Source organism: Dactylosporangium sp. CS-033363, assembly GCF_050942475.1.
GTDB lineage: Bacteria > Actinomycetota > Actinomycetes > Mycobacteriales > Micromonosporaceae > Dactylosporangium.
Window position 1 is genome coordinate 7798084 of sequence record NZ_CP192032.1, and the last position, 26457, is coordinate 7824540.

A 26457-nucleotide genomic window follows, 5' to 3' on the forward strand; every position below is an offset into this window, starting at 1 on the left:
CCGGTCATCGGATGAAGGCGCCGATCAGGTAGGCGTTCAGCGCGGCCACCACGGCGGTGACGGCCCACATCAGCAGCGTCGTGCGGCGGCGGTTGGCCATGCTGCCCATGAGCCGGCGGTCGGCGGTGACGAGCGTGAGCGGTACCAGGGCGAAGGGAATGCCGAACGAGAGGACCACCTGCGACAGGATCAGCACCGTGGCCGTGTCGTCGGCGAGGGCGAGGACGGCCAGCGCGGGCACCATCGTCACGGCCCGGCGCAGCAGGAGGTTGATGCGCAGGCCGAGGAAGCCGCTCATGACGACCTGGCCGGCGTAGGTGCCGACGCTGGCCGAGGCGAGGCCCGAGGCGGTCAGGGCGATCGCGAACGCGGCGGCCGCGGCGGGGCCTGCCGCAGTACCGAGGAAGGCGTGAATGTCCTCGAGACCGCCCGGAAGGTCCAGGCCCGGGCGGAAGAACAGGGCCGCGGCCACGCAGAGCATGGACAGGTTCACCAGGCCGGCCGCGCCCAGGCCCAGACCGACGTCGAGGCGGTTGGCGCGCAGGAAGCGCCGGCGCTGCTCCTCGCCGTGCGGGGCCGGGCGGTCCTTGAACAGGGCCGAGTGCAGGTACACCACGTGCGGCATGACCGTCGCCCCGACGATCGCGACCACCAGGGTGGCCTGGTCCGCGCCGGCCACCCGGGGGACCAGGCCGGCGGCGAACCCGGCCGCCGACTGCCCGCCGACGGCCAGCACCTGGAACAGGAAGCCGCCGAGGACGAGCAGCAGCAGGCCCGCGATCGCGGCCTCGAAGCGGCGGTGGCCGCCGCGCTGCAGGGCCAGCACCGCGAAGGCGACGACGGCGGTGAGCAGCCCGGCCGGCAGCAGCGGCAGGCCGAGGAGCAGGTTGAGCCCGACCGCGGCGCCCACGAACTCGGCCAGGTCGGTGGCCATCGCGACCAGCTCGCCCTGCAGCCACAGCACGATCCGGGTGCGGCGGCCGAAGCGGTCGCGGCAGACCTCCGGCAGCGAGCGGCCCGTCGCCAGGCCGACCTTGGCCGCGCAGTACTGCACCAGGATCGCCATGAGGTTGGCCATCACGATGACCCAGACGAACCGGTAGCCGTACTGCGCGCCCCCGGCGAAGTTGCTGGCGAAGTTGCCGGGGTCGACGTACGCGACCGAGGCCACGAACGCCGGCCCGAGCAGCGGCAGCCAGCGTCCGGGCGCGGCTACAGCCGGTACCAACCGCGGGCATTCTCGGCCATGGTCCTGGGCTTCATCGTCTCCGGCAGCGCCGCGAAGAGGTCGGCGGCCCGCTCGTCGTAGCCGTGCGGGTAGTCGGTGGCGTGCATCAGGACGTCGTCGGAGCCGAGCCACTCCAGGCACTGGGCGACCATCTCGACCGGGCCGCCGTCGAACGGGGCGGTGGAGAAGCGGAAGTGCCGGCGGATGACGTCCAGCGGCGCATCGTTGAGCCAGGGCACCTCGCGGCGCAGGCCCTTCCACTCCTTGTTCATCCGCCAGCCCCACAGCGGCAGCCACAGGAAGCCGCCCTCCAGCACGGCACAGCGCAGGTCCGGGACGGCCTGGAACACGCCCTGGCTGACCAGGCTGGTGAGCTGCCCGGCGAAGGACTGCCACTCCGCCGCGTACTCCTCCACGAACCACGACGCCGGCCCGGTCGAGGACGGGTGGCCGTCGGTGGTCCCGCCGTAGTGCAGGCCCGCGACCAGGTCGTGCTCGGCGATCTCGCGCAGCACCGGGTGGTACACCCGCTGCCCCCACGGCGCGTCGTTGCGCACCGGCAGCAGCACCTGGACGAAGCCGGGGTGGTCGCCGACGCGGCGGATCTCGCGGATCATCGCCTCCGGGTCGCGGGCCGGGACCACGAGCGAGGCCCGCAGCCGGGGGTCGCGCTCCAGCCACTCCGCGATGATCCAGTCGTTGAGCGCGCTGACCAGCGCGGCCGCCCAGTCCGGGTGGCGCAGGCCGTCGAGGCCGTAGTAGCAGTTGACGATCGCGTGGTCGACGCCCCACGGGTCGAGCACGTGCTCCTGCAGCAGGGTCACGTCGGACGCGGGCGGCCGGCCCTGCGGGCGGTAGCGGGGGTGGCAGGCGCGCAGCGAGTTCGGCGGGTAGTGGGCCGCGACGACGCCGGTGCCGCGGTAGCCGCGCTCCTTGGTGAAGTCGATCCACATGCGCGACAGGTACGGGTACAGCGCGGCCAGCGACGGCACGTTGGCGTGCACGTCGGCGTCGATCACCGGGCCGTCCCAGGCGACGTCGCGGGCCAGGGTCGGGGTCGTCATCGGGCGGGCCTTTCGCGCTTGGGCCGGACCGGGGCCAGGTCGACCACGAGGTAGTCGTCCTCGACGGTGACCGCGAAGGTCTCGACCGAATAGGGGCCGGGCTCGCGCAGCCGGAATCCGTCCTGGACCAGCCGCGCGTACTCGCCCGGCGTGAACGAGCCGGGCGAGGGCTCGACCTCGACGGCGTACGTGCGGGTGCGCGTGCCGGTCGGGTCGAAGTAGGACTGGCCGGTCGCGATGTCGAACTCCCAGCCGTGCCAGGGGCAGGTGACGTACCGGCGGTCGGCGTCGTAGCTGAACTCCCCCGGCCGCGGCGAGGAGAGCTCGCCGACCAGGACGCCGCGGCACATCTCGGCACCCTTGTGCGGGCAGCTGTTGGGCAGGCCGTAGAACTTCCCGCCGACGTTGAAGATGCCGATCGAGCGCCCGCCCACGGTGACGATCAGGCGCTCGCCGTCGGCCAGGTCGGCGGCGCGGCCCACGACGTACTTCCGGCCGGCGCTCACGGGCGGGCGTAGCCGGTGCCGGGGAGCAGGTCCACGTGGTACAGGTCGCTCGCGTTCTGCCCGAGGATGCGGCGCAGCTGCTCGGGGCCGAGCGTCTTGGGCAGCGCGGCCGGCTCGTCGAAGTCCCAGTGCGGGTAGTCGGAGGAGTACAGCAGGTTGCGGCTCATCCCGGACGCCTCGAACTGGGCCAGGATGTCGTCGAACCACTTGTCGTTCTCCGGCTCCTCCATCGGCTGGGTCGTGTAGTAGACGTGCTCGGCCAGGTACTGCGACGGCAGCCGGTCCAGGTGCGGGACCTCCTGCCGGTGCATCCGGTAGGCGTGGTCGAGGCGCCAGGCGAACGGTACCGCCCACGACCACGCCAGCTCGACCAGCACGATCTTCAGGCGGGGGAACCGGTTGAACACGCCCTCGAAGATCAGGCTGGAGATCAGCGGGAAGTTGAAGAGCGCGAAGTCGCAGTGCTCCTCGAAGTAGAAGTCGGGCGAGCCGGACGGCGTGATGCGGTGCCCGGCCAGCACGTGGAACGCGACCGGCAGGTCGTAGTGCTCGCACGCCTCGTAGATGTCCCAGTAGCTGGGGTGCCCGGCCGGGCGGAGGTTGTCGGGGGCCAGGAAGACCTGCTTCCAGCGGTCGTTGTACTCCCCCATCTCCTCCTTGCAGAAGCGGATCTCCTCGACCGCGGCCGTGGGCAGCTCGTACGGCACCGTGATCGACCCGTACCAGCGGGGGTCGCCGGCCAGCCAGAAGTCGCGGCGGTACTCGTTCATCGCCCGGCAGTACGCCCCGGCCATCTCCGCCGGCTGCCCGCCCGCGCCCGCCATCACGAACCCGGCGATGTCGTTGATCATCGCGCCGCTCATGTCGTACCGGTCCAGCAACTGCTCGGCGGCGAAGGCCGGGTCGCTGCCGGGCGGGCCGCCGTCGGGGGTCTGGGCGTCCCAGCGGCTGGCGAACTCGCGGTGCCGCGGCCGCTCGCCGCGGGCCTTGTGGAACGGGCCGAACTCGCCGACGTAGCGCCGCCACCGCTCCGGCAGGTACGCCACGAGGTCGGGGGCCGGGGCGAAGGTGCGCGGGTGGACGTCGGCGTCGAAGATCCCGTACCTGGTCTCGCCCTCGATCTCCGTCATCATGCCTCCGCCAATCATTTATAAGATAAGCATCATTGATGGCATCGTAGGTCAGCCCGGCGGGGGTGACAAGGCTCGGACCGGCACCGGCTCCCCGGCCCGCAGCAGCAGCCCGGGCTCGAGCTCCTTGAGGTCGGCCACGCCGATGAGGGTCATGACCCGCGCGATCTCCTCGCGCAGGATGCGCACGACGTGCTCGGCGCCCGCGGGCCCGGCCGCGCCGAGGCCGTAGACGTAGGGCCGGCCGATGCACACGGCCTTCGCCCCCAGGCAGAGCGCCTTCACCACGTCGCTGCCGCGGCGGATGCCGCCGTCCAGCAGCACCTCGGCCCGGCCGCCGACCCGGGCCGCGATGGCCGGCAGGGCGTCCAGGGTGGCCACGTCCCCGTCGAGCTGGCGCCCGCCGTGGTTGGACACCACCACCCCGTCGGCGCCGAGATCCACGGCCCGCTCGGCGTCGTCGGCGTCGACCACGCCCTTGATGAACAGCGGCCCCTTCCACTGCTCGCGCACCCAGGCGAAGTCGTCCCAGTTCAGCTCGGCCCGCATCATCCGCAGCTGCGCCCCGACCGAGTCGACCGCGGCCCGCGCGCCCGCCGCCTCGGTCAAATTGCGCAAGGACATTCGCCGGTACCGCATGAAGTTCCACCACCACCGCGGCTTGACGGCCGCGTTCAGCACCCGGCCCGGCGTCATGATCGGCGGGTGGCCCATGCCGAGCCGCTTCTCGACCTCCCGGTTGCCGGGCACGGCCACGTCGACCGTGACGAACATGGCCCCGTAGCCGGCCCGCCGCGCCCGCTCGATCAGCGCCAGGGTCAGGTCGTGCCGGCCGGAGCGGGGATCGGCCCACGGGTAGAGCTGGACGAAGTGGTCGCGCTCGGTGGCCGCGGCGACCTCCTCGAAGGAGTACGTCGACGCGGTACTCACGATCGACACCGTCCCGGCCCGCTCGGCGGCCTGGGCCGCGCCCCGCTCGCCGGTCCAGTGCGACAGGCCGACCGAGCCCAGCGGCGCGAGCAGTACCGGCAGGTCGAGCCGCTGCCCGCCGACGGTGGTCGACAGGTCGGTGGCCTCGTTGCCGGTGAGCACCCGGCGGCGGAAGGCGTACCGGTCGAACGCGGCCCGGTTGGCCAGCAGCGTCTTCTGATCCTCGGCGCCGTGGTCGACGTAGGACCAGACCATGTCGGGGATCCGCCGCCGGGCCAGCCGCCGGTAGTCCTCGACCGTGACCGGCCCGATCCGGTTGGACAGCTGGTACTTGAAGGACGCCACGACAGCCATCCCCTTCTACAGGTCGAGCACCAGGAGCGGGGTGAGCGAGCGCCCGCAGCAGATCATCATCGTGTCGCCGGCCGCCCGCTCCTCGTCCGTGAGCACGGAGTCGCGGTGCAGCGGCAGCCCGTCGAGCACACTGGTCTCACACGTGCCGCAGGTGCCCTCGCGGCAGGAGGTGACGACCTCGACCCCGGCCGCCTCGACCGCCTGCACGATCGACTGCCCGGCCCCGACCGTCACGTCGATGCCGGTGTAGTCCAGCCGCACCACGAAGCTCACGTCCCCGCCCGCCTCCACCGCGCGGGGCCGGAACCGCTCGGTGTGCAGCGCGCCGGGCGGCCACCGTTGCTCGACGGCGGCGATCAGCGGTTCGGGGCCGCAGCAGTACACCCGGAAGCCCTCCCGCGGCTCGCCGAGGGCGGCCTCGAGGTCGATCAGCCCGAACTCGTCCTGCGGCCACAGCGTGACTGTTTTTTCGTCTGTGGGTAGCTCGTCGGTGAACGCCATCCCGGCCGCGCGGCGCCCGCCGTACACCAGCCGCCAACGCCTCCCGCGGGCCGCGACCGCGCGCATCATCGGCAGCAGGGGCGTGATGCCGATGCCGCCGGCGATGAAGAGGTACTCGTCCGCCTCCACCAGCGGGAAATGGTTGCGCGGGCCGCGCACCTGGATGCGGTCCCCCACGGCGAGCGTGTCGTGCACGTAGGCCGAGCCGCCCCGCCCGGCCCGCTCGCGCAGCACCGCGACCCGCCACACCCCCCGGTCCTCGGGGTCGCCGCACAGCGAGAACTGCCGCTCCAGCCCCGGTCGCAGGATCAGGTCGACGTGCGCCCCGGGCGCCCAGGCGGGCAGCTCACCGCCGGCGGCCGCGGTGAGCTCGAGGACGACGACGTCCTCGGCCACCACGGCCTTCACGGCGACAACGGCGTCGAGCTCCACCCCGGGCCCCCTCTCGCTCGCTATCTTTTAAAACATAGCAAGCTTCATAGCGAAGGGCGAGAGCCGACCGGCGTGGTTACGGGGTCAGGTTGTGCCAGCCGGTGGTGGAGCAGCGCTGCCAGCCGGACGTCGTGGAGTTGTTGAAGTAGAGGCTGATGCAGCCGTGCGTGTTGATCTGGGTGCCCGAGGTACCACCGATCACATGGGTGTAGGTGTAGCTGGTGCCCCGGTGGGTCAGGGCCGCCTTGCAGTTGATCGGGTACTGCTTGCTGGACCACGGCGAGGAGCCGGCCTTGTCCAGCTCGGCCCAGACCGTCACCACGCAGTTGGTGGCACTGGTGGCGTTGGCCCCGATCGCCACCGAGGACTGCAGCCAGAAACCGTCGTCCTCGTTGACCAGGGTCCACCGGTCGTAGATGCACAGGCCGATGTAGTTGTTGCTGGCGTAGCTGCCGGCCAGAGCGCCGCACGAGCTGCCTTCGGCCGACGCCGCCGTCGGGGCGAGGAACACCGCGCCGGCCATGGCCAGCAGCACGGCGGCGATCCGGATCGCCATCTTCATGGACATACCTCCACAATCGTCGATTGCCGCGATCCTCGCAGACCGCCCTCGCCCGTGGGGGGCGGGTTTCGGGGATGCTGTGGGGCGTGGAGTACGTGTCCAGAGTGCCGCGACCCCCGCTGGACGGGCTGATCGACGACCTCTACTACCTGGAGGGCTCGCCGCCGTACGCCCGGCTCATGCTCCCGCCCATGCCCGCGGCCCTGCTCATCGTGAACCTCGGCGCGCCCTTCCGCGTCCGCGGCGGTGCCGACCGCGAGGCGGCCGACTACGCCGACGGCTGCGTGGTCTCCATGCCCGCCAGCGCGCTCGAGTTCGGCTACCCGCCGCGGACCAGGTCCGTCGGGGCGCACCTCAAGCCGTGGGGCCTGGCGCCGTTCCTGGCGATGCCCGCGGCCGAGCTGTGCGACCGTCCGGTGACGATCGAGCAGGTCTGGGGCCGCGCCGCCGCCGAAGAGCTGCGCGAGCGGCTGGCCGAGGCCGGCGGACCGTACGAGATGCTGACGCTGTTCGAGGATGCACTGCTGCGGCGGCTGGGCGGGACCGGCGGCCTCGGGCTGGTCCGGCACGCGAGCGGCGTCATCGCGGCGAGCGGCGGCACCGTGGCGATCGGGGGCCTGAGCGTGGCGGCCGGCGTCAGCAGTACCCATATGGTGCAGCGGTTCAAGGAGCTTGTCGGCGTCACGCCGAAGCGGCTGGCGCGGACGCACCGGTTCACCGCCACCGTGTTCGCCATGGACCCCGCCGGGCCCGTCGACTGGGGGGAGCTCGCCGGCAACGCCGGGTACTTCGACCAGGCGCACTTCGGGCACGAGTTCCGGGCGTTCACCGGGCTCACGCCCAGCCGGTACCTCGAGGTCCGGCGGCGGTTCCTGCGCGAGCATCCCGGCCACGTGTTCGACGGGTGGTCGCTGCCCCTCGATTGATTTCTTACAAGAGCGGGCGCTCGCGGAACGCTACGTTGAGGGGCATTCCAGCAGCGAGAGGAGTGCCCCGTGGGCAAGGTGGTCATGTACGGCTCGGTGTCGGTGGACGGCTTCATCGCGGACGCGGACGACCGGCCGGGGCCGCTGTTCGACTGGTTGACCAGTGGTGACGTGCCGTTGGACGACAGCGGTGCGCTGCAGGTGTCGCGGGCTTCCTACGACTACACCAGGCAGTACTGGGACCAGATCGGGGTGACCATCGCCGGCCGGCACGTCTTCGACATGACGGACGGGTGGGACGGGAAGCCGCCGAGCGGGATCGATCACGTGGTGGTCGTGACGCACCGGCCGGCGCCCGAGGGCTGGGACCCGGCGGCGCCGTTCCACTTCGTCGACGGGGTCGAGGCCGCCGTGGCCAGGGCGCAGGAGCTCGCCGGGGACCGGATCGTCGAGGTCGCGGCCGGTGACGTCGGGGGTCAGGTGCTGGCCGCGGGGCTGGTCGACGAGGTGCGCATGGATGTCGTACCCGTCGTGCTCGGGTCCGGCAAGCGCTTCTTCGGGGCCGTCGGCGGGCAGCACCTGCTGGAGGATGCCGACGTGGTTCAGGGCGGCCGGGTTTTGCACCTGCGGTATCGGGTGCGGATCAAAGAATGAGATCGAATACGGGCCGGAGTTTGCGTACTCAGCCCAATTGAGTACGCGGACGCATCCCGCGGGGTTGGCGTGGATTCACACTGTGTGCATCCAACCCGTCCAACCTCGTAGGGGGATGTCGTGCGCAATCTGCGAATCTTGGTATTGATCGTGGCAATCGTTTTTCTGGTGGCCGGTTGTCAGATTCCGGCCAATTCCGGCAAGCCGCTGGCGGCCGATTCAGGAGCCGACAACGGGATCGCCGATCTCCCGGCCGAGCGGATCGCCGAGGCCGCGGTCAGCTCGCTGACCCACAACTACCCGATGCGGATCAAGGGCAGGTTCGCCGATGACAGCGGTGCGGCGGTCCTGACGTTCGACATGGTGCGCAATTTCTCGGACGGCCGCGGCACGGTGCAGGTCGACGGCTACAGCCTGGAGATCATTCGGCTGCGTGGCCACGACTACGCGAAGGCGGACGCCGCATTCTGGATCGCCCGGGGGCCGGCCGAGTTGCAGCATTCGGATGCGGCCGCGCGGGTGGGCGGGAAATGGGTCCGGGGCGAGCTGTACAGCTCGAAGCTCCCGGTCGGAAGATTCCTCGACTTCCACGACAATTTATGGGAAGCGCTGGCGAATGACACGACGTTCACGAAAGGCGAGCGAACCGTCGTGAACGGCGTGCCGGCCATCGCCTGCGCGTCGGGGAACGCCGGCACGATCTACGTCGCGACGCAGGGCGCGCCGAACGTGATCCGCACGGAGTCGCCGGACGGCCGGGCCGTCATCGACTACTCCGAGTACGGCGCGCCGGTGACGATCGAGGAGCCGCCCGCCGACCAGGTCGTCGACCTGTAACCGGGCGCACACCGCACCGCCCGGGCAGCCAGTCGGCCATGTGACACCCTTGGCACGGCGGGGCTGATAGGAACGAATCGGACGTCCCGGCCGGCCGAATGTGATGTTGACGAGCCGGCCTGAGGTGGCGCCGGGCGGGCGGAGGGGGCATCGTCGTGGCTATGAGATCTTCTCACCGTTGGCGGGTGGCGGCGCTGCTGGTCAGTCTCGGGCTGGGCCTGGCGGCCTGTGGCGGGGACTCCAAGCCGGAGGCCTCGTGGTCCGGGGCACCGGCCTCGGCCGAGCCGGGCGGCGGCGGGGCGGGCTCGTCGCCGTCCGTGTCGCCGGCGCCGACCGGGAAGCCGGTGCACGTGCGGCTGTACCAGAGCGACGGCGCGACGTACGGCGTGGGCATGCCGATCATCGCGTACCTCTCGGCGTCCATCACCAGCGCCAAGGACTTCGACGCGGCGACGAAGGTGACCGTCAACGGGGAGGCGGTCGACGGGGCCTGGTACTTCCAGAAGTCCACGATCTACTCCGGCTACCCGATCGAGGCGCACTACCGCCCGAGCGAGTTCTGGCCGGCGCACGCCGAGATCGCGATGAACCTCGACACCAAGGGGAAGTCGGGCGGCACCGGGCTCGTGTACGACAACAGCCTGACGCTCGACATGAAGACCGGGGCGGCGAACATCGGCAAGGTCGACGGGAAGACCCTGCACATGGTCGTGACCTCCGACGGCAAGCAGGTCTTCGACTTCCCGGTGTCGCTGGGCAAGGCGAGCACCCCGACGTTCAACGGCACCAAGGTCGTCATGGAGAAGAAGGCCGTCGAGCACATGGTCGGCGACGGGTACGACGAGCAGGTGCCCTGGTCGGTGCGGGTCACCAACTCCGGCGAGTACGTGCACTCGGCCAGCTGGAACGGCGGCAACATCGGCCAGCGCAGCACCTCGCACGGCTGCACCAACCTGACCGAGGCCAACGCCAAGGCGTACTTCAACTTCGCGCAGGTCGGCGACCCGATCACGTACACCAACACGGGCGGGCCGACGATGCCGACGTGGGACGGGTACGGCGACTGGAACGTGGCCTGGACCACCTGGCAGGGCGGCGGCGCGGTCCCGGCAAACTGACGAAACTTTCGAGAGTTTCATCGGTACCAACTGCCCGTTCCGAGCACCCGCCAGCCCGGAGGCTCTCCTGAGCTGCCAATAAGCAAGGCCAGCCGACGGTACCGTCCGGAAGTTTTCCGGAAATTCTTGTCAGGCTGGCTTCAGCGTGCGCATAATTCGCTCACTCGGCGTTGACCGATATCGATCCGTCGAGCGACCTCGCCCGCCCGATCGAGGAGGAATGCGTGCACAGAACGACCGCAAGGCGGCTGCTCGTCAGCCTGGCCAGTGCCGCCGCGCTGGTGACCGCCTCGGTGTTCGCCGCCGGCACCGCCCATGCCGAGGCCGACCGGACCGTCACCGGCAACACGACCGGCACCCACAACGGCTACTTCTTCTCGTACTGGAAGGACAGCGGCAACGTCACCATGAACCTGGGCGCCGGCGGCAGCTACAGCGTCCAGATGAACGGCATCAACAACTCCGTGGTCGGCAAGGGCTGGAACCCCGGCTCCACCACGCACACCGTCAACTACTCCGGCTCGTTCAACTGCGGCGGCAACTGCTACCTCGCGCTGTACGGCTGGACGACGAATCCGCTCATCGAGTACTACGTCGTGGAGAACTACGGCAACTACAACCCGAGCACCGGCGCGCAACGGCTCGGCTCGGTGACCACCGACGGCTCGACGTACGACATCTACCGCACCCAGCGGGTCAACCAGCCCTCCATCATCGGCACCGCCACGTTCTACCAGTACTGGAGCGTCCGGCAGAGCAAGCGCACCGGCGGCACCATCAACGTGGGCAACCACTTCACCGCCTGGCGCAACGCCGGACTGCAGATCGGCACCCCGAACTACCAGATCATGGCCACCGAGGGCTACCAGAGCAGCGTCAGCTCCAGCATCACCGTCAGCGAGGGCACCGGCGGCGGTGGCGGAGGGGGCGGTGGCGGTGGCGGAGGCACCGGCGGCTGCACGGCCACCCTGTCCGCGGGCCAGCAGTGGAGCGACCGGTACAACCTGAACGTCGCGGTCACCGGCTCGAGCACCTGGACCGTGACGCTCAACCTGCGCTCGCCGTCGGTCGTCAGCTCGACCTGGAACGTCAACGCGACCTGGCCCAGCCAGTACGTGATGGTCGGCAAACCCAACGGCAGCGGCAACACCTTCGGCGTCACCATCATGGCCAACGGTCAATGGACGTGGCCGTCGGTCTCCTGCAGCACCGGCTGACGCCCGGAGCCCCGTGACACGGCGCGGGAGGTGCGGCGACTGGCGGACGCCGCACCTCCCCCGCGCCGCTCGGCGTCCCGGCGCGCGCTGCCCCGCGTGGGAGACTGGAGCGCGGCCGCTGCGAGGCCGGGAGCGAAGGGACGCGATGCATCAGCCAGACGACCGCCGCCGCGATGCGGAACGGACCCGGCGGGAGATTCTCGACGTCGCGACCCAGGAGTTCGCCGACCGCGGCTACGACGGGGCGCGGGTCGACGAGATCGCCGAACGGACCCGGACCACCAAGCGAATGATCTACTACTACTTCGGCGGCAAGCGGCAGCTGTACATCGCGGCGCTCGAACGGTCCTACGCCCGCATCCGCGAGGCCGAGCACCGCGTGAACCTCGACCACCTGGCCCCGGCCGAGGCGATCCGGCGGCTCGCCGAGATCACGTTCGACCACCACGAGGCCAACCCCGACTTCATCCGGCTGGTCAGCATCGAGAACATCCACCGGGGCGAGCACATCGCACAGCTGGAGAGCCTGGCCGCGCTGAACAGCCCGGCGATCCGGCTGATCGAGCAGATCCTCAAGCGCGGCCGCGCCGACGGGGTGTTCCGCGAGGACGTCGACGCGCTCGACGTGCACCTCGCGATCAGCGCCTACTGCTTCTTCCGGATCGCCAACCGGTACACGTTCAACGCCATCTTCGAGCGCGACCCGGTCGACCCGGCCCGCCGCGAGCACTACCGCATGCTGCTCGGCGACATGATCGTGTCGCACCTGCGCCCGGCGGCGGGCTCATAGCGCCAGGGTCAGGCCGTCCGCGGCGATCTCGACCGGCCCGACGGCCCCGCCGTGCGCATACGGGTTGGTGTTGTTGAGGTGCCCGAAGAGGCACCGCGTCCCCGGATGGCGGCGCACCGCCTCGAGCATGCCGGCGATCGGCAGGTGCCCCATCTCCCGCGGCGTGCGCGCGAGCCCGGCCACGCGGGCGGGCTCGTCCGCGGTGGCGAACGTACCGTCCAGCAGCGCCGCATCCGCGCCGGCGAGGAACGCGTCGAACGCCTCGGTCCACTCCGGCAGGCAGGTCGCGTAGACGAACGCCCGGCCGCGCGCGTCGCTCACCCGCAGCGCGCAGACCCGTTCGCCGGCGGGTTCCCCGCGGGCGTACCGGGGCCGTTTGGATCCCACCGCGAGCGCCCGCACGGTCAGGCCGCCGTCGAGGTCGAGCGGCTCCCCCGGCGTCAGGCACCGCACGCGCAGGCTCGTGTACCGGGCCAGGGCCGGCAGCAGCGGCAGGTCGGTGCGCAGCGTGTCGAGCACGGCGCCGGTGCCGCACACCGTCAGCGCGCCGGCCTCGCGGAGCATGAGCAGGCCCGCGGCGTGGTCGAGCTCGGCCGTGGTGAGCACGACACCGCGGACCGGGGTGTCGCGCCGGCCGGGGCCCGGGGCGAGCTCGGGCGCGGCGAGCAGCTGGGCGCGCACGTCCGGCGAGGCGTTCAGCAGGTACCACGCGCTGCCGTCGCCGGTGACCGCCACGCCGTCCTGCGTGCGGTGCACCCCGGTGGCGCGGGCCGTGCGGCAGCCGGCGCAGGCGCAGTTCCACTGGGGCACGCCACCGCCGGCCGCACTGCCGAGAATGCGCACCCTCACCGGGCCCGCCGCGGAACGGGAGCCGGGCACGGGCCGAAGATGCGCACCCTCACCGGGCCCGCCGCGGAACGGGAGCCGGGCGCAGGCCGAAGATGCGCACCCTCACCAGGCCCGCCGCGGAACGGGAGCCGGGCGCGGGCCGAGGATGCGCACCCTCACCGGGTCCGCCGCGGAACGGGGGCCGGGCGCGGGCCGGGCGCCGCGGCGGCCCGGACGGTCGCGTGGTGCGGGGAGAGGCGGCACGCGGGATCGGTCGCCGCCGCGTCGCCGGTGAGCTGGAACGCCTGGCAGCGGCAGCCGCCGAAGTCGACCTCGCGCAGCTCGCAGGTGCGGCAGGGGTCGGGCATCCAGGCGGTACCGCGGAAGGCGTTGAACAGCGCCGAATCCAGCCAGGCGGCGGCGAGCGAGCCGGTGCGCACCGACGGGACGGGCAGGCCCGGCAACTGGGCGGCGGCCGCGCACGGCAGCAGCTCACCGGTCGGCGTGACGACCAGCTGGCGGCTCGCCCAGCCGTGCATGCAGGGCTTCGGGCGGCCGGTGTGGTGGTCCGGCTCGACGTACACGATCTCGACGCGGTCCCCGTAGCGGCGGTGCACGTCGGTGGCCGCCACGCCGGCCGCGGCGACCTGGGCCGGGCTCGGCATGAGGGCGGCCCGGTTGCGCAGGCCCCAGCCGTAGTACTGGGTGTGCGCGAGCTCGAGCCGCTCGGCACCGAGCCCGACGGCCAGCTCGGCGATCCCGGCCAGGCGGTCCACGTTGCCGGCGTGCAGGACGACGTTGACGGACAGCGCGATGCCGGTGTCGCGGACCAGCGCGGCCGCGGCGAGCTTCCGGTCGTGGAAGCGGCCGCCGGCGACCCGGTCCGCGTGGTCCGCCCCGGCGTCCTGGATGGACAGTTGCAGGTGGTCGAGGCCGGCGCCGGCCAGCGCGGCCAGCCGGGCCGCGGACAGCGGGATGCCGCTGGTGATCAGGTTGGTGTACATCCCGAGCCCCCGCGCGTGCGCCAGGATCTCCGGCAGGTCGCGGCGCAGCAGGGGCTCGCCGCCGGAACAGTGCACCTGCAGCACGCCCGCCGCACGGGCCTGGTCGAGCACGCCGAGCCATTCGGCCGTCGTCAGTTCCGCCGTGTACCGCCCGAGCTCGATCGGGTTCGAGCAGTACGTGCACCGCAGCGGGCAGCGGTACGTCAGCTCCGCCACCAGGCCCGTCGGGCGCGGACGGGGCCACGGCGTCCCGGCGGCGCCGCCCGCCGGGGCGCCGCCGGGACGTTCGGGGGTCGCGGGCGGCCCGTCGCCCAGCAACCGGCGCCGCGTCAGGTCGGACAGCAGCGCGTCGACGTCGGCCGCGGCGACGCCGTCGTAGTCCTCGGCGAGCCGCGCGACGATCGCCGCGGCGTCCCGGCGGCCGTCGCAGGCCTGGACCACGTCGGCGGCGACCGGGTCGAGCAGGAGCACGCCCTCCGGGTACAGCAGCGCGTGCTGCCCGCGGACCCGGTCGAGCACGAGCCGCACCCCGCGGCGCAGCGCCGGGGCGCTCATGCCGTCACCCACGCCGCGGCCGCGTAGTCGATGGCGTCGAGCATCGCGCCGAGCACGTCGCACTTGAAGCGCAGCGCGGCCAGGGCGGCCCGCTGCTGCTCGGCGCCGGTGCAGTGGGTGAGCACGAGGTCGAGGGTGCCGGCGCCGTCGTGGCGGGCCACCGGGATGCGGGTCTCGAAGTAGGTGAGGCCGTCCGGCTTGATCCAGTCGTAGTGCCGCTGCCATGCCCGCACCCGCTCGGCCATGTGCTCGGGCGAGAACAGCTCGGTGAGCGCCGCGGCCACGCCCTCGGTCCACGGCCGGGTCCGGCAGAAGTGCAGGTAGCCGTCGACGGCGAAGCGCACGCCGCGCAGCACGTGCCGCTCGTCGAGGACCTCCGCGCGGGACAGCCCGACCGCCTCGGCCAGGATCAGCCACTCGGCCAGCCCGCCCTCGCCGTCGCGCGTGCCGTCGTGGAAGCGCACCCGCGCCAGCCAGTCCCGGCGGACCTCCGGCAGCGGGCACTGGGCGATGACGGCGGCGTTCTTCTGGGCCAGGCAGCGCTGGTAGTACCAGCGGTTCGCCACCCAGGAGCGGATCTCCTCCGGCCGGCCGCGCCCGTCGTGCAGCCGCCGGTGGAACGGGTGCCGGTCCCAGTAGTGCTCGCCGAGACCCCGCAGGGCCTCGGCGAACGCGTCGCGGCTCAGCGGGGCCGGCGCGACCACGGGTCCCCCGCGCCCGTGTACGCCGAGATCTCGGGCCGCGTCTCGAGGCACTCCACCCGCGGTGCGGTCCACGGGCGGCGCGGGCGCGCGGTGGCGGACATGGTGACCACTCCCTTCCTCCGATCCATTCAGCGGTCCGAATGGGCCACTGGATGGACGAACGATATTCCGCCCGGAGGATCGATCGCAACCCCTGAATTCCTTGTTTCCGGATTGGGGCGGGCCTATATTGAGCCAGCCTGATTCGGTACCACAGGTCCGCTAGATGGACCTACCGCCCGACACCCCCCGAAGGAGTACCGGCATGCAGTGGAAACGCCCCGTGCTGCTCGCCGCCCTCGTCGCCGCCGCGACCGCCGTGCTCGGCGTCGTCGCGGTGCTGCCGAGCGCGGCGCAGCCGTCCAGAGACCGCGACACCGGCGCGCGCGAGCTGGGCAGCCCCGACTACGGCGTCTGCCGCGGCACCGACGAGCGCTGCTACCACGACTGGGGCAACTTCGACCCGGCCAAGGGGTACCGCGTGCTGCTGGTGACCCGCACCGCCGGTCCCCGCCACGCCAACCTCGGCCCGGCCCTCGCGCCCGGCCTCAACCCGCCGCTGACCGCCGCCAACGTCGTGCAGAACGGCGTCGTCGCGTTGGGCGGCAAGAACGGGTTCGCGGTCGACTGGACCGAGGACCTCGCCCAGCTGGCGTCGCCGAACCAGCTCTTCCGGTACAACGCCGTGATCTTCTTCAGCACCTCCCGCGACGCCCTGGACGACGCGGCGCAGACGGCGCTGCGGCAGTACATCCGCGGCGGTGGCGGCTTCGTCGGCGTGCACAACGCGTTCGGCACCGAGTACAACTGGCCGTGGTACGAGGGCCTGCTCGGCGGGGCCAACTACTACGACCACGGCCCGGCCCAGCCCGGCACGGTCAAGGTCGTCGACCGGCGGGACGCCTCGACGGCGGGCCTGCCGGAGCGGTGGCAGCTGCGCGACGAGTGGTACAACCTCGTGCCGTACCCGAGCAAGGTCCGCGTCCTGGCCGAGGTGGACGAGAGCACGCTGGCCGAGGGCGTCGAGGGCTCGATGGGCCACCCGGGGCACGGCAAGGACCACCCGGTCGCCTGGTGCCAGTACTACGACGGCGGCCGCGCGTGGCTGACCACGCTCGGCCACGACGCCCTGCTGTTCGGTGACGGCAGCACCTTCCCGGGCGCGCCGCAGTTCCAGCAGATGCTGGTGGGCGGCATCCGCTCGGCCATGGGCGCGGCACCGTTCTGCCGCTGAGGACCGCGCGGGCGGCGGGCACCCGGCCCGCCGCCCGCGCCACCCGTTCACAGCCCGAGGTACACGCGGCGCACCCGCGCGTCGTGGCGCAGCTGCGCCGAGGAGCCGGACATCGCCACCGCGCCGTTCTCCACCACCAGGCAGCTGTCGGTGGCCTCGAACGTCAGCTTCGCGTTCTGCTCGACCAGCAGCATGCTCAGCCCGTCGCGGCCGAGCCGCTGCAGGGCCGCCAGGATCTCCTCGACGAGCTTCGGCGACAGCCCCATCGACGGCTCGTCGAGCAGCAGCAGCCTCGGCTGTGACATGAGGGCCCGGCCGATGGCCAGCATCTGCTGCTGCCCGCCGGACAGCGCGCCCGCGAGCCGCTCGCGCATCTCGCCCAGGACCGGGAAGAGTGCGAACACGTCGTCGAGCTTCCGGCGCGTCTCGCGGTTCCACGGCCGGGCGTAGGCGCCGAGCAACAGGTTCTTCTCCACCGTCAGTCCCGCGAAGACGTGCCGGCCCTCGGGCACGTAGCCGATGCCGTGGCGGACCATGTCGCGCGCCTTCACCCGGGACATGTCGCGACCCTCGACCCGCAGCGCGCCGACCGTGCGGGGCACCAGTCCGAGCACCGCCTTGAGCGTCGAGGTCTTGCCGGCGCCGTTGGCGCCGATGATGCCCAGGCATCCCCCGGCCGGCACGGCGAAGCTCACCGACCGGACCGCGCAGACGCCGCCGTAGTGCACCGTGAGGTCCTCGACCTCCAGGGCCGGTGCGCTCATCGGTTCGCCTCCTCGATGAAGTCCTCGCCGACCGTGTCGGCCATGGAGTCGCCGAGGTACGCCTCGATCACCTGCGGCGCGGTGGCCACCTCGGCGGGGGTACCGTCGGCGATGACCCGGCCGCTCGCGAGCACGGTGACCCGCTCGCACAGCGACATGACCAGGCCCATGTTGTGCTCGATGAGCACCACGGTCACACCGCCGGCGCGGATGGACCGGACGATCTCGCCGAGCTGGCGGACCTCGTCGCCGTTGAGGCCGGCCGCGGGCTCGTCGAGCAGCAGCAGCCGCGGCCGCTGGGCCATCGCCCGGGCGATCTCGACGCGGCGCTGGATGCCGTAGGGCAGGGCGCCCGGCAGCGCGCCGGCGAAGTCGGCCAGACCGAACCGGGCCAGCAGCCCGGCGCCTTCGGCCCGCAGCGCGCGGTCCCGCCGCCACACCCCGAGGGGGCGCAGCAGGTACCGCCAGATGGATCGCGTCCGGGTCTGGTCCAGGGCCACGAGGACGTTCTCCTGGACCGTGAGCGCGCCGAAGAGCCGCAGGTTCTGGAACGTGCGGGCCATCCCGGCGCGGGCCAGGCGATGCGGGCTGGCCCCGGTGACCGGCCGCCCGGCGAACGTCACCCGGCCGGTCGTGGCCTTGTAGAGCCCGGTGACGACGTTGAACAGGGTCGTCTTGCCCGAGCCGTTGGGCCCGACGATGCCGCGGATCTCCCCCGCCGCCACCGTGAACGACACGTCGTCCAGGGCGCGCAGGCCCTTGAACTGCTTGCCGAGGCCGGCGATCTCCAGCAGCGGCGCGCCGTCGCCCGGGACGTCCGCCGCCTCGTACGGCTGGAACGGCCGCAGCTCGTGGCGCGGGCCGGCGCCGCGGCGGCCCAGGCGCTCCCGCAGCCGCCGGGGCAGCCCGGCCAGGCCGGTCGGGGCGAACACGACGACCAGCACGACGATGCTGCCGTAGGCCACCTGCGCGTACGTCGGGTAGTCCACGAGCAGCTCGCGCAGCAGGGACAGCGCGACGGCGCCCGCGACGCAGCCCAGCAGGCTCTGCCGCCCGCCGATGATGACCATCGCGAGCAGCAGGAACATGTTGCCGATGCTGAACGTCTCCGGTGCGACGTAGCGCACCAGGCCGGCATAGAGCACCCCGGCCGTGCCGCCGTACACGCTGGCCAGCAGGAACGCGGTCATCCGCACCATCGGGACCTCGACCCCGACCGCGCCCGCGGCCAGGGGATCGTCGCGCATCGCCCGCATGCGCCGGCCCAGCGGCGTGTGCACGACGAAGATGCCGAAGGCCAGGGCGACCGCGAACACGATGAGCTCGACGTAGTAGAAGAGGTACTCGCTGGTGAGGTCGACGCCCGGCAGGTGCGGCACCGGGATCGCGTTGATGCCCTCGGCGCCCCCGCTGACCTCGGCGTTGGTGACCCAGTTGGTGAAGGCGACGGCGAGGCCGAGCGTGACGATGCCGAGATAGTGCGACTGCACCCGCAGCGCGGGCACGCCGACGAACAGCCCGGTCACCGCGGTCGCCAGCAGCGCCAGCAGGGCGGAGACCCAGAAGCCCAACCCGGCGGAGGTGGTCAGGATGCCCACGGTGTAGGCGCCGACGCCGAAGAACGCGACCTGGGCCAGGTTGACCTGCCCGGCGATGCCCATGGCGAGGCCGAGGCCGACCGCGAGCAGCGCGAAGATGAGCGTGACGTCGACGACGTGGATCGCGTAGGAGTCGACGGTGTACGGCAGCAGCCACAGCACGGCCGCGACCGCGGCGAGGATCGCCAGGCGGCGTTTCATGCCCGGTTCACCGTCCTCTCGCCGAAGACGCCGGTCGGGCGGACCATGATGATGGCCGTGAAGACCAGGAACACGACCAGCTCGGAGTAGCCCTGGAAGTGCCCGGCGGCGAACGCGTCGAGCACCCCGATGGCCAGGCCGCCGACGATGGCGCCGGGGATGCTGCCGAAGCCGCCGAGGATCGCCCCGGCGAAGCCCTTGATGCCCAGCGCCGCGCCCATGGTCGGGTAGACGTACTGCAGCGGCCCGACGAGCCCGCCGGCCAGGGCGGCGAGGGCGGCGCCGATGACGAACGCGACGGAGTTGCTGCGCCCGACGTGGATGCCGACGGCGGTGGCGGCCTCGTGGTCCATGGCGACCGCCTGCATGGCCGTGCCCCGCTTGGTGCGCTGCAGGAACAGCATGAGCAGCAGCATCGCGGCGGCGCCGATGGCGAGCACCAGCAGGTCGTACGTGCGGATCTTCAGGCCGAACACGTCCAGCGGCGGGCTGGAGATGGGGGAGGTCACCGCACGGCCGGTCGCGCCCCAGATCATGATCGCGATGGCGTCCAGGACGATGCCGAAGCCGATCGTGCCGATCAGCATCAGGTCGAAGTCCTTGTTCTCCAAGGGCCGCAGGACGAACTCGATGACGAACCCGACGAGGCCGGTGACCACGATCGCGACGATCATCGCCAGGGCGAAGGGCAGCCGCGCGGACATGTAGAAGGTCGACGCGACGTAGGCGCCGAGCGTCACGACGTTGCCGTGCGCGAAGTTGACGAGGCCCATCGTGCGGTACACGAGCGAGAACCCCATGGCGACGAGGGCGTAGACGGCGCCGAGGCTCAGCCCGCCGATCAAGGTTTGCAGCGTGACTTGCATGGCTCTCCCGATGCCGGAACGGGGCGCCGCGGCTCGGCGGCGCCCCGGTTGATGGGCAGGCTCAGCTTGCGGCCGTCAGTTTGCCGCCGGTGATCACACCGATGGAAGTGGCGAAGATCCCCACCCCGGTGTCGTCGAAGGCGAAGTCGCCCAGCAGCCCCTTGTACTTCGTGGCGCGGATCGCGTCGGCGAGCGCCTTGCCGGTCGCGGCGCCGGACGACTTGAGCGCGGTGAGCACGATCTGGGTGCCGTCGTAGGCCTTCGCCCCGTGCAGCTCCGCGTCCTCGTTGTAGGCGGCCTTGTACGCCGCCGCGAACTTCTTCGACGCGTCGTTGATGTCGTTGCTGAGGTACGGCGAGCTGACGATCGTCCCCTCGACGTTGGCGGCGCCGGCGGTGTTGAGGAACACCGGCGTGCCCTGCGGCGCGGCCCCGGCGAACGGCACCGTGATCCCGAGGTCGCGGGCCTGCTTGACGATCAGGCCGGACTCGACCTCCTCGGCCCCGAGGAAGATCAGTTGCGGGTTCTTGCTGCGGATCGTGGTCAGCGCCGCGGAGAAGTCCTTCTGGTCCGTGGTGACGACCTGGTCCGCCACCGGGGTCACGCCGCGGCTCTGCAGGGCCTTCAGGAACGCGTCGTGCTCGCCCTTGCCGTACGACCCGTTGTTGGTGATCATCGCGATCGTCTTGATGCCCTTGGTGTCCACAATGTACTTCGCGAGGGTCTCGTCGTAGGTGGTGCTGGTCGGGCCGTTGAGGAACAGGAACGGGCTCTTGACCGCCACCAGGCCGGTGGACTGCCCGGAGGTGATGTTGGGAATCGCGGCCTGCTGCAGGATCGGTGCCATCGCGATCGTCACCGCGCTCTCCGCCGTGCCGATCATCGCCACGTAGCCCTCACTGGCGATCTTCCGGGCCAGGTTCGTGCCCACGGTCGGGTCGCCCTGGTCGTCGAAGACGTCCAGCTGGACCTGCCGGCCGTTGACGCCGCCGGCCTTGTTCCACTCCTCGACGGCCAGCTTGGCGCCCTTGAGCTCCCACGCGCCCAGCGAGCTCAGCTGCCCGCTCTGCGCGTCCACCAGCGCGAGCTTGATCGGCCCGGCGGCCGCCTGGCCGCTGCTGTCGTCCTTCTTCTCGCCCGGCGCGCTGCAGGCGGACAGCGCGAGGGCGAGCACGGTGGCACCGGCGAGTCGTCGGATGCGTTGCGGGGTCATGCGCATCACCTCATCAGTTAGTCGAATAGACCGTGATAGATGTCCTTGATGTTCCAGTGCCCGGGGGTCGGCACCGGTTCGTTGACCATCGCCACGTCCAGCACCGCCGGTCGGCGGCGGCGATGGGCGGTGAGCAGCGCGCCGCGCAGGTCGTCGGCCCGCTCGATCTGGTAGCCGTCGGCGCCGCAGGCCCGGCCGAAGGCGGCGAAGTCCGGGCTGTAGGGGTTGCCGTCCGGGTCGGTGAACGCGCAGCCGTACTCCCGGCCGAAGTTGGCCTCCTGCAGGTCGGCGATGGTGCCGTGGGCCCGGTTGTTCATGACCACGAACAGCACGGGCAGGCCCCGCTCGACGGCCAGCGGCACGGCCGGCAGCTGCGCGCTCATCCCGCCGTCGCCCACGAGCGCCACCACGGCCGCGTCGGGCCGGGCGAGCTGCACACCCAGGGCCGCGGCCGGGCCGAACCCCATGGTGGAGGCGCCGCCGGGGGTGATGAACCGGCCCTCGGGCGGCAGCGGGTAGCACTGGGCGACGCCGTTCTTGTTCCAGCCGACGTCGGTGACCAGGACCGTGTCGGGCGGGAGGGTCTCGCGCAGGTCGAGCAGGATCCGCTCGGGGCGCAGCGGGAACTGCCCGCTGCGGCCGCGCTCGGTGCTGCCCTCGAACAGCGCGGTGCGCGCGGCCCGGATCTGCTCGCGCAGCGCCGGGCGGCGGCGCGGCCGCGGATCGGTGTGGCGCACGGCGGCGTCGATGGCCCGCACCGCGTGGGTCGCGTCGGCCACGATGCCGAGCTCCACCGGATAGTTGCGGCCGATCTCGGCCGGGTCGATGTCGATCTGGATCAGCCGGGTCGGCGGCATGCGCCAGGTGTAGGCGGGGTTCCAGGAGCTGGCGTCGGTCTCGGCGAACCGGGTGCCGATGGCCAGCACGACGTCGGCCTCCAGGGCGTAGGTGTTGGTCACCTCGAGGCCCCAGAACCCGGTCATGCCCATGACGAGCGGGTGCCGGTCGGGCAGCGCGCCCTTGGCCATCAGCGAGTGCGCGACCGGGATGTCGAGGTGCTCGACGAGCGAGACCAGCGCGTCCCGGCCCGCCCCGGCCCCGAGGCCGCCGCCGAGGTACACCAGCGGCCGCTCGGCGCCCAGCAGCAGCTCGGCGGCCCGCTGCGCGTCGGCGGGGTCCAGGGCCGGGGCGCTGACCAGCACCGGCAGCGGGTGGGCGACCGGCGCGGGCACCGGGCGGGAGAACAGGTCCATCGGGACGTTGAGCAGCACGGCACCGGGGCGGCCGGCGGTCGCCGTCCAGAACGCGCGCTCGGTGAAGCGGGCCAGGTCCTCGACCCGGTGCACGTGCCAGGCGCGCTTGACGAACGGCCGGTAGATCGCCGTCTGGTCGGCGTCGGCGTGGAGGTTGACCTCCTGGTGCGGGTGCCGGCCGTACATGTAGGACGGCACGTCGCCGGCGATGGTGACCAGCGGGACGGAGTCCAGCGCGGCGGTGGCCACGCCGGTGACCGCGTTCATCATGCCGGGCCCGACGTGGACCAGCAGCACGCCGGCCTTGCCCGAGGCGCGGGCGTAGCCGTCGGCCGCGTGCGCGGCGGCCTGCTCGTGGCGGGCGATGACGAAGTCGATGCGGCTGCGCCCGATCGCGTCGAGCAGGGCGATGTTGGTGTGCCCGCACGTGCCGAAGACGTACTCCACACCGAACGCCTCGAGCTGGGCGACCAGTGCCTCGGCGGCGGTCAGGGTCTTCGTCTCGACGCTCATCGCGGCGCCACCTCCAGGTGCTCGAACGTGATCCAGGTCTTGCCGGGCAGCTCGCGGGCCTGCGCGAACGCGTCCGAGACGCGGGCCAGCGGGAACCGGCCGCGCAGGATGCGCCCGGGGCGCAGCTCGCCGGCGCGGGCCACGGAGGCCGCGAAGTCCCCGGGATGGTCGTAGATCAGGCAGCCGAGCAGCGACAGGCGCCGCTGCACGACGGTGAACGTGGACAGCCGGGCCGGTACCGCGCTCTGCCCGATGAGCACGATCCGGCCGTCGGGCGCGGCCCGCTCCACGGCGGTCTCCAGCGCGGGCGGGGCGCCGGACGTCTCGAACACGACCGGGAAGAGCCCGTCGGCGGGCATCGGGGCGGCGCCGAGCTCGACCGCGGTGGCGAGCCGGCCCTCGTGCGGGTCGACGACGACCGGCACCGCGCCCAGGGCCTGCAGGGCCAGGCAGACCAGCAGGCCCTGGGAGCCGGCCCCGACGACGAGGCAGCGCTCGGCGGGGCGCACGCCGGCCCGGCCGAGGGCGGCCAGCGCGACGGCGAGCGGCTCGACGCAGACCAGGTCCTCGTCGGGCAGGCCGCGCGGGGCGGACCAGGCGAACCGGGCCGGCACGGCGACGAGCTCGCGCAGCACGCCCGGCTCGTTGATGCCCAGGATGCGCCGGTCGGGGCAGACCGCGGTACGGCCCGCGGCACACGCGGGGCAGCGCAGGCACGGGAAGTTCGGCTCGATCGCGACCCGCTCGCCGACCCGCGCCGGGGCGACGTTGGCGCCGACCCGCACGATGTCGCCGATCGCCTCGTGGCCCAGCGCCCACGGCAGGCCCGGCACGGCCCGCTTGCCGTCGAACACGGTGAGGTCGGAGCCGCAGACGCCGACCGCGCGCACGGCGAGCACGACGTCGTCCGGGCCGCAGTCGGGCTCGGGCCAGTCGGCGGCGACCTCGACCACGCCCGGCCCGGTCAGCACGGCGGCCCTCACGGGCGGGTGCCCCAGATCGACAGGCCGCGCAGCAGCAGCGTCTTGACCACGGTGTAGTCCTCGATCATGTGGGCCGGCGACTCGCGGCCGAAGCCGGAGTCCTTGACGCCGCCGAAGGGCACGTGGTCCAGGCGGAAGTTCGAGGAGCCGTTGACGATCAGGCCGCCGACCTCCAGCTCGCGCCAGGCGGCGACGATCCGGCCGATGTCCTGCGTGAACAGGCCGGCCTGCAGGCCGTACCGGCTGCCGTTGCAGGCGGCCAGGACGGCGTCGAAGTCGTCGAAGGGCAGCACGGCCACGAGCGCGCCGAACACCTCGCGGGTGACCACGGCCGCGCCGGGCGGCGGGTCGAGCACGATGGTCGGGGCCAGGGTGGCGCCGTCGCGGGTGCCGCCGAGGGCGATCGTCGCGCCGGCCGCACCCGCCTCGGCCGCCCAGCCGGCGACCCGCGCGGCCGCCTCCTCGTCGACCATGGAGCCCACATCGGTGGCCGGGTCGAGCGGATCGCCGACCTTCAGCGCCGCGACCTCCTTGCCGAACGCGGCGGCGAACTCGTCGAAGCGGGAGCGGTGCACGTACACCCGCTGCACGGATATGCAGCTCTGGCCGGAGTTGGTGTAGCCGGTGCGGGCACACACGGCGGCGGCCTGGGCCACGTCGGCGTCGGCGCAGACGATGGTGGCCGCGTTGCCGCCGAGCTCCAGGACGAGCCGCTTCGCGCCGGCCGCCCGGGCCACGGCCGCGCCGGTCTCGACGCTGCCGGTGAAGCTGACGACGGCGACCTCCGGCGCGGCGCACAGCGCGGCCCCGACGGCCCCGCCGCCGTGCAGCAGCTGCACCGCCTCCGCCGGGGCGCCGGCCTCCAGCAGCAGGGCGACGACCGCCGCGGACACGGCCGGGGCCTGCGGCGGCGCCTTGACGACGGTCGTGTTGCCGGCCGCGAAGGACGCGCCGAGCTTGTGCGCCAGGAGGTTGGCCGGGGCGTTGAACGGGGTGATGGCGAGTGCGACGCCGGCCGGGGCCCGGTAGGTCAGCGCGGTGTTGCCCACGCCCCGGGCCCATCCGGCGACCGGCAGCACGTCCCCGCCGATGCGGCGGGCCTCGGCGGCGCAGATCGCGAACGTGTCGGCGACCCGGTCGATCTCGCCGCCGCCGTCCTTGAGCGGCTTGCCGAGCTCGAGGGCGATCAGCCGGGCCAGGGCGTCGCGGTGGCGGTTCGCGGCCGCGGCGGCCCGTTCGAGGACCTCGGCGCGGGCCGCGGGCGACGTCGCGGCCATCGCCTGCCGCGCGCCGTCGTGGGCGTATCGGACTGCGGTGCGGACCATGTCGTCGTCGGCGGCGACCGCCCGGCTGACCACCCGCCGCACGTACGGCCCGACCCGCTCCACCTGCTCACCCCCGGTTTTCCAGGCGCCCGCGAGCAGGGCCGGGGCGACGGCCGGGGACGGGCCGAGGATGGCGTCCAACATGTTCCACTCCTCGCTGTAAACCACTTAGCGGCACATCTGGACCGCTATGCGGACTGGGTGTAACGTACGGGCGGCCGACGCCGCTGGCAAGAGCCCGAGCGGAGAAAGTTCCGACCGCCGAACCGGGACAATCGACTGCGACCGAGTTGCACCGGGCCGACGCTGATGGAGTGACAGACATGACGAAGGCACCCACCGCCGCGGAGACAGGGGCCGAGAGCGAGTCGCAAGGCGTGCGCAGCGTGCAGCGGGCGCTGGACATCCTGACCCTGCTGACCGACGACCGGCCGCTGGTGTCGATCCGCGACATCGTGGAGGAGACGGGCCTGGCCAAGACCACCGTGATCCGCCTGGTCCAGACCCTCGAGCAGTGCGGCCTGCTGTGGGGCACCGCCGCGGGCTACATGGCCGGCCCCGGGCTGTGGCGCTGGGCCCACCTGGCCAGCCGCAGCTGGGAGCTGCCGCCGGAGACCCAGCGGATGATGCGCGACCTGGCCGCCCGCCGCCGCGAGACGGTCAACGTCTACGTGGCGCGGGACATCCACCGCATCTGCATCGCCCAGCGGGAGAGCCCGCAGCCGCTGCGCCACGTCGTGCACATCGGCGACGAGCTGCCGCTGTGGGCCGGCGCCGCGGCGAAGGTCCTGCTGCGCAACGCCAACGCCGGGCGCCTGCTGCGCGTCGCGCGCAGCTCCCCCTACGGCGAACCGCACACCAAGCGCCTGCAGGAGTGGATCGAGGAGGCCACCCGGCAGGGCTTCGCGGTCAGCCACGGCGAGCGCGAGGAGGGCCTCTCGGCGGTCGCGGTGCCGATCTTCTCCCGCTCGGGCGCCATCGTGGCCGCGCTGTCGCTGAGCGGGCCGACCCTGCGCTTCACCGACGAACACGTCGCCGAGTTCGCCGCGGACCTGCGCGACGTGGCCCAGCGGATGACCGAGCGCGGCTTCGACCACCCGCTGGGCAGCTCGTTGTGAAAGGAGCCCC

26 protein-coding genes are annotated in these 26457 nt (G+C 72.5%); 8 read left to right on the top strand and 18 right to left on the bottom strand.

Annotated features, from left to right (window positions below):
• Positions 1-4 precede the first annotated feature (4 nt).
• From ACQPZ4_RS36155 to ACQPZ4_RS36185, 7 genes are all read right to left on the bottom strand, one after another.
• Positions 5-1228, bottom strand: a complete 1224-nt coding sequence (locus ACQPZ4_RS36155; protein WP_433046013.1) for an Nramp family divalent metal transporter — start codon at positions 1226-1228, stop codon at positions 5-7.
• Positions 1213-2292, bottom strand: coding sequence for an amidohydrolase family protein (locus ACQPZ4_RS36160; protein ID WP_433046016.1), 1080 nt, complete (start codon positions 2290-2292; stop codon positions 1213-1215). The genes ACQPZ4_RS36155 and ACQPZ4_RS36160 overlap by 16 nt, the downstream gene beginning before the upstream one ends.
• Positions 2289-2798, bottom strand: coding sequence for a Rieske (2Fe-2S) protein (locus ACQPZ4_RS36165; RefSeq protein WP_433046019.1), 510 nt, complete (start codon positions 2796-2798; stop codon positions 2289-2291). Before ACQPZ4_RS36165 ends, ACQPZ4_RS36160 begins: the two co-directional genes overlap by 4 nt.
• Positions 2795-3931 (bottom strand): amidohydrolase family protein, encoded by a 1137-nt coding sequence (locus ACQPZ4_RS36170; protein ID WP_433046022.1) that lies wholly within the window; start codon positions 3929-3931, stop codon positions 2795-2797. Before ACQPZ4_RS36170 ends, ACQPZ4_RS36165 begins: the two co-directional genes overlap by 4 nt.
• Positions 3932-3979: 48 nt before the next feature.
• Positions 3980-5203, bottom strand: a complete 1224-nt coding sequence (locus tag ACQPZ4_RS36175) for an alpha-hydroxy acid oxidase (protein WP_433046025.1) — start codon at positions 5201-5203, stop codon at positions 3980-3982.
• A gap of 15 nt (positions 5204-5218) precedes the next feature.
• Positions 5219-6145, bottom strand: coding sequence for a PDR/VanB family oxidoreductase (locus tag ACQPZ4_RS36180; protein ID WP_433046028.1), 927 nt, complete (start codon positions 6143-6145; stop codon positions 5219-5221).
• Between the two features lie 76 nt (positions 6146-6221).
• Positions 6222-6707, bottom strand: coding sequence for a hypothetical protein (locus ACQPZ4_RS36185; protein ID WP_433046031.1), 486 nt, complete (start codon positions 6705-6707; stop codon positions 6222-6224).
• A gap of 23 nt (positions 6708-6730) precedes the next feature.
• Here ACQPZ4_RS36185 and ACQPZ4_RS36190 point away from each other — a divergent pair, with 23 nt between their 5' ends.
• The 6 genes from ACQPZ4_RS36190 (at position 6731) to ACQPZ4_RS36215 (ending at position 12249) form a co-directional block, all read left to right on the top strand.
• Positions 6731-7633: a helix-turn-helix domain-containing protein gene (locus ACQPZ4_RS36190; protein WP_433046034.1), complete on the top strand. Its 903-nt coding sequence runs from the start codon at positions 6731-6733 to the stop codon at positions 7631-7633.
• Between the two features lie 69 nt (positions 7634-7702).
• Entirely contained in the window at positions 7703-8287 is a 585-nt protein-coding gene (locus tag ACQPZ4_RS36195) for a dihydrofolate reductase family protein (RefSeq protein WP_433046037.1), read from the top strand.
• A gap of 120 nt (positions 8288-8407) precedes the next feature.
• Positions 8408-9124, top strand: a complete 717-nt coding sequence (locus tag ACQPZ4_RS36200) for a hypothetical protein (RefSeq protein ID WP_433046040.1) — start codon at positions 8408-8410, stop codon at positions 9122-9124.
• 185 nt (positions 9125-9309) lie between these two features.
• Positions 9310-10242 (top strand): L,D-transpeptidase, encoded by a 933-nt coding sequence (locus tag ACQPZ4_RS36205; RefSeq protein WP_433046043.1) that lies wholly within the window; start codon positions 9310-9312, stop codon positions 10240-10242.
• Positions 10243-10466: 224 nt separating this feature from the next.
• Positions 10467-11459: a glycoside hydrolase family 11 protein gene (locus tag ACQPZ4_RS36210; RefSeq protein ID WP_433046046.1), complete on the top strand. Its 993-nt coding sequence runs from the start codon at positions 10467-10469 to the stop codon at positions 11457-11459.
• A gap of 145 nt (positions 11460-11604) precedes the next feature.
• Positions 11605-12249, top strand: coding sequence for a TetR/AcrR family transcriptional regulator (locus ACQPZ4_RS36215; protein ID WP_433046049.1), 645 nt, complete (start codon positions 11605-11607; stop codon positions 12247-12249).
• Here the strand turns inward: ACQPZ4_RS36215 and pqqB are convergent.
• The 4 genes from pqqB to ACQPZ4_RS36235 all read right to left on the bottom strand — a co-directional run bounded on the left by pqqB (position 12244) and on the right by ACQPZ4_RS36235 (position 15441).
• Entirely contained in the window at positions 12244-13098 is an 855-nt protein-coding gene (gene pqqB / locus ACQPZ4_RS36220; RefSeq protein WP_433046052.1) for a pyrroloquinoline quinone biosynthesis protein PqqB, read from the bottom strand. The genes ACQPZ4_RS36215 and pqqB overlap by 6 nt on opposite strands.
• Positions 13099-13253: 155 nt before the next feature.
• Positions 13254-14636, bottom strand: a complete 1383-nt coding sequence (pqqE, locus tag ACQPZ4_RS36225) for a pyrroloquinoline quinone biosynthesis protein PqqE (RefSeq protein WP_433046055.1) — start codon at positions 14634-14636, stop codon at positions 13254-13256.
• Positions 14633-15340, bottom strand: a complete 708-nt coding sequence (gene pqqC / locus ACQPZ4_RS36230; RefSeq protein WP_433046058.1) for a pyrroloquinoline-quinone synthase PqqC — start codon at positions 15338-15340, stop codon at positions 14633-14635. The genes pqqE and pqqC overlap by 4 nt, the downstream gene beginning before the upstream one ends.
• Positions 15319-15441, bottom strand: coding sequence for a hypothetical protein (locus tag ACQPZ4_RS36235; RefSeq protein WP_433046061.1), 123 nt, complete (start codon positions 15439-15441; stop codon positions 15319-15321). The genes pqqC and ACQPZ4_RS36235 overlap by 22 nt, the downstream gene beginning before the upstream one ends.
• Positions 15442-15644: 203 nt before the next feature.
• Here ACQPZ4_RS36235 and ACQPZ4_RS36240 point away from each other — a divergent pair, with 203 nt between their 5' ends.
• Complete coding sequence (locus ACQPZ4_RS36240) at positions 15645-16613, top strand: ThuA domain-containing protein (protein ID WP_433046064.1); 969 nt, start codon at positions 15645-15647, stop codon at positions 16611-16613.
• A gap of 47 nt (positions 16614-16660) precedes the next feature.
• Here ACQPZ4_RS36240 and ACQPZ4_RS36245 read toward each other — a convergent pair whose 3' ends face one another.
• From ACQPZ4_RS36245 to ACQPZ4_RS36275, 7 genes are all read right to left on the bottom strand, one after another.
• Entirely contained in the window at positions 16661-17377 is a 717-nt protein-coding gene (locus ACQPZ4_RS36245; protein ID WP_433046066.1) for an ABC transporter ATP-binding protein, read from the bottom strand.
• Positions 17374-19176, bottom strand: a complete 1803-nt coding sequence (locus ACQPZ4_RS36250) for a branched-chain amino acid ABC transporter ATP-binding protein/permease (protein WP_433046069.1) — start codon at positions 19174-19176, stop codon at positions 17374-17376. Before ACQPZ4_RS36250 ends, ACQPZ4_RS36245 begins: the two co-directional genes overlap by 4 nt.
• Positions 19173-20042 carry a branched-chain amino acid ABC transporter permease gene (locus tag ACQPZ4_RS36255; RefSeq protein ID WP_433046072.1) on the bottom strand — a complete coding sequence of 290 codons (870 nt, stop codon included), beginning with the start codon at positions 20040-20042 and terminating at the stop codon, positions 19173-19175. Before ACQPZ4_RS36255 ends, ACQPZ4_RS36250 begins: the two co-directional genes overlap by 4 nt.
• A gap of 61 nt (positions 20043-20103) precedes the next feature.
• Positions 20104-21255: an ABC transporter substrate-binding protein gene (locus ACQPZ4_RS36260; RefSeq protein ID WP_433046075.1), complete on the bottom strand. Its 1152-nt coding sequence runs from the start codon at positions 21253-21255 to the stop codon at positions 20104-20106.
• A gap of 17 nt (positions 21256-21272) precedes the next feature.
• The gene (locus ACQPZ4_RS36265) at positions 21273-23021 is read right to left on the bottom strand and encodes a thiamine pyrophosphate-binding protein (RefSeq protein ID WP_433046078.1); all 1749 of its coding nucleotides are present in this window, start codon (positions 23019-23021) and stop codon (positions 21273-21275) included.
• A complete protein-coding gene (locus ACQPZ4_RS36270) occupies positions 23018-24004 on the bottom strand; it encodes a zinc-dependent alcohol dehydrogenase (protein ID WP_433046081.1) in 987 nt (328 codons plus the stop codon). The genes ACQPZ4_RS36265 and ACQPZ4_RS36270 overlap by 4 nt, the downstream gene beginning before the upstream one ends.
• A complete protein-coding gene (locus tag ACQPZ4_RS36275; protein WP_433046084.1) occupies positions 24001-25473 on the bottom strand; it encodes an aldehyde dehydrogenase family protein in 1473 nt (490 codons plus the stop codon). The genes ACQPZ4_RS36270 and ACQPZ4_RS36275 overlap by 4 nt, the downstream gene beginning before the upstream one ends.
• Before the next feature lie 179 nt (positions 25474-25652).
• Here ACQPZ4_RS36275 and ACQPZ4_RS36280 point away from each other — a divergent pair, with 179 nt between their 5' ends.
• Positions 25653-26447, top strand: a complete 795-nt coding sequence (locus tag ACQPZ4_RS36280; protein WP_433046087.1) for an IclR family transcriptional regulator — start codon at positions 25653-25655, stop codon at positions 26445-26447.
• The last annotated feature ends 10 nt before the right edge of the window (positions 26448-26457 follow it).

What these genes read in the sequence shown, in the direction of transcription:
- ACQPZ4_RS36280 (WP_433046087.1), top strand. Translation starts at nt 25,653, where the DNA reads ATGACGAAGGCACCCACCGCCGCGGAGACAGGGGCCGAGAGCGAGTCG.
- ACQPZ4_RS36235 (WP_433046061.1), bottom strand. Translation starts at nt 15,441, where the DNA reads ATGTCCGCCACCGCGCGCCCGCGCCGCCCGTGGACCGCACCGCGGGTG.
- ACQPZ4_RS36215 (WP_433046049.1), top strand. Translation starts at nt 11,605, where the DNA reads ATGCATCAGCCAGACGACCGCCGCCGCGATGCGGAACGGACCCGGCGG.
- ACQPZ4_RS36260 (WP_433046075.1), bottom strand. Translation starts at nt 21,255, where the DNA reads ATGACCCCGCAACGCATCCGACGACTCGCCGGTGCCACCGTGCTCGCC.
- ACQPZ4_RS36275 (WP_433046084.1), bottom strand. Translation starts at nt 25,473, where the DNA reads ATGTTGGACGCCATCCTCGGCCCGTCCCCGGCCGTCGCCCCGGCCCTG.
- ACQPZ4_RS36250 (WP_433046069.1), bottom strand. Translation starts at nt 19,176, where the DNA reads ATGAAACGCCGCCTGGCGATCCTCGCCGCGGTCGCGGCCGTGCTGTGG.
- ACQPZ4_RS36265 (WP_433046078.1), bottom strand. Translation starts at nt 23,021, where the DNA reads ATGAGCGTCGAGACGAAGACCCTGACCGCCGCCGAGGCACTGGTCGCC.
- pqqE (WP_433046055.1), bottom strand. Translation starts at nt 14,636, where the DNA reads ATGAGCGCCCCGGCGCTGCGCCGCGGGGTGCGGCTCGTGCTCGACCGG.
- ACQPZ4_RS36185 (WP_433046031.1), bottom strand. Translation starts at nt 6,707, where the DNA reads ATGAAGATGGCGATCCGGATCGCCGCCGTGCTGCTGGCCATGGCCGGC.
- ACQPZ4_RS36170 (WP_433046022.1), bottom strand. Translation starts at nt 3,931, where the DNA reads ATGATGACGGAGATCGAGGGCGAGACCAGGTACGGGATCTTCGACGCC.
- ACQPZ4_RS36160 (WP_433046016.1), bottom strand. Translation starts at nt 2,292, where the DNA reads ATGACGACCCCGACCCTGGCCCGCGACGTCGCCTGGGACGGCCCGGTG.
- ACQPZ4_RS36240 (WP_433046064.1), top strand. Translation starts at nt 15,645, where the DNA reads ATGCAGTGGAAACGCCCCGTGCTGCTCGCCGCCCTCGTCGCCGCCGCG.
- ACQPZ4_RS36245 (WP_433046066.1), bottom strand. Translation starts at nt 17,377, where the DNA reads ATGAGCGCACCGGCCCTGGAGGTCGAGGACCTCACGGTGCACTACGGC.
- ACQPZ4_RS36255 (WP_433046072.1), bottom strand. Translation starts at nt 20,042, where the DNA reads ATGCAAGTCACGCTGCAAACCTTGATCGGCGGGCTGAGCCTCGGCGCC.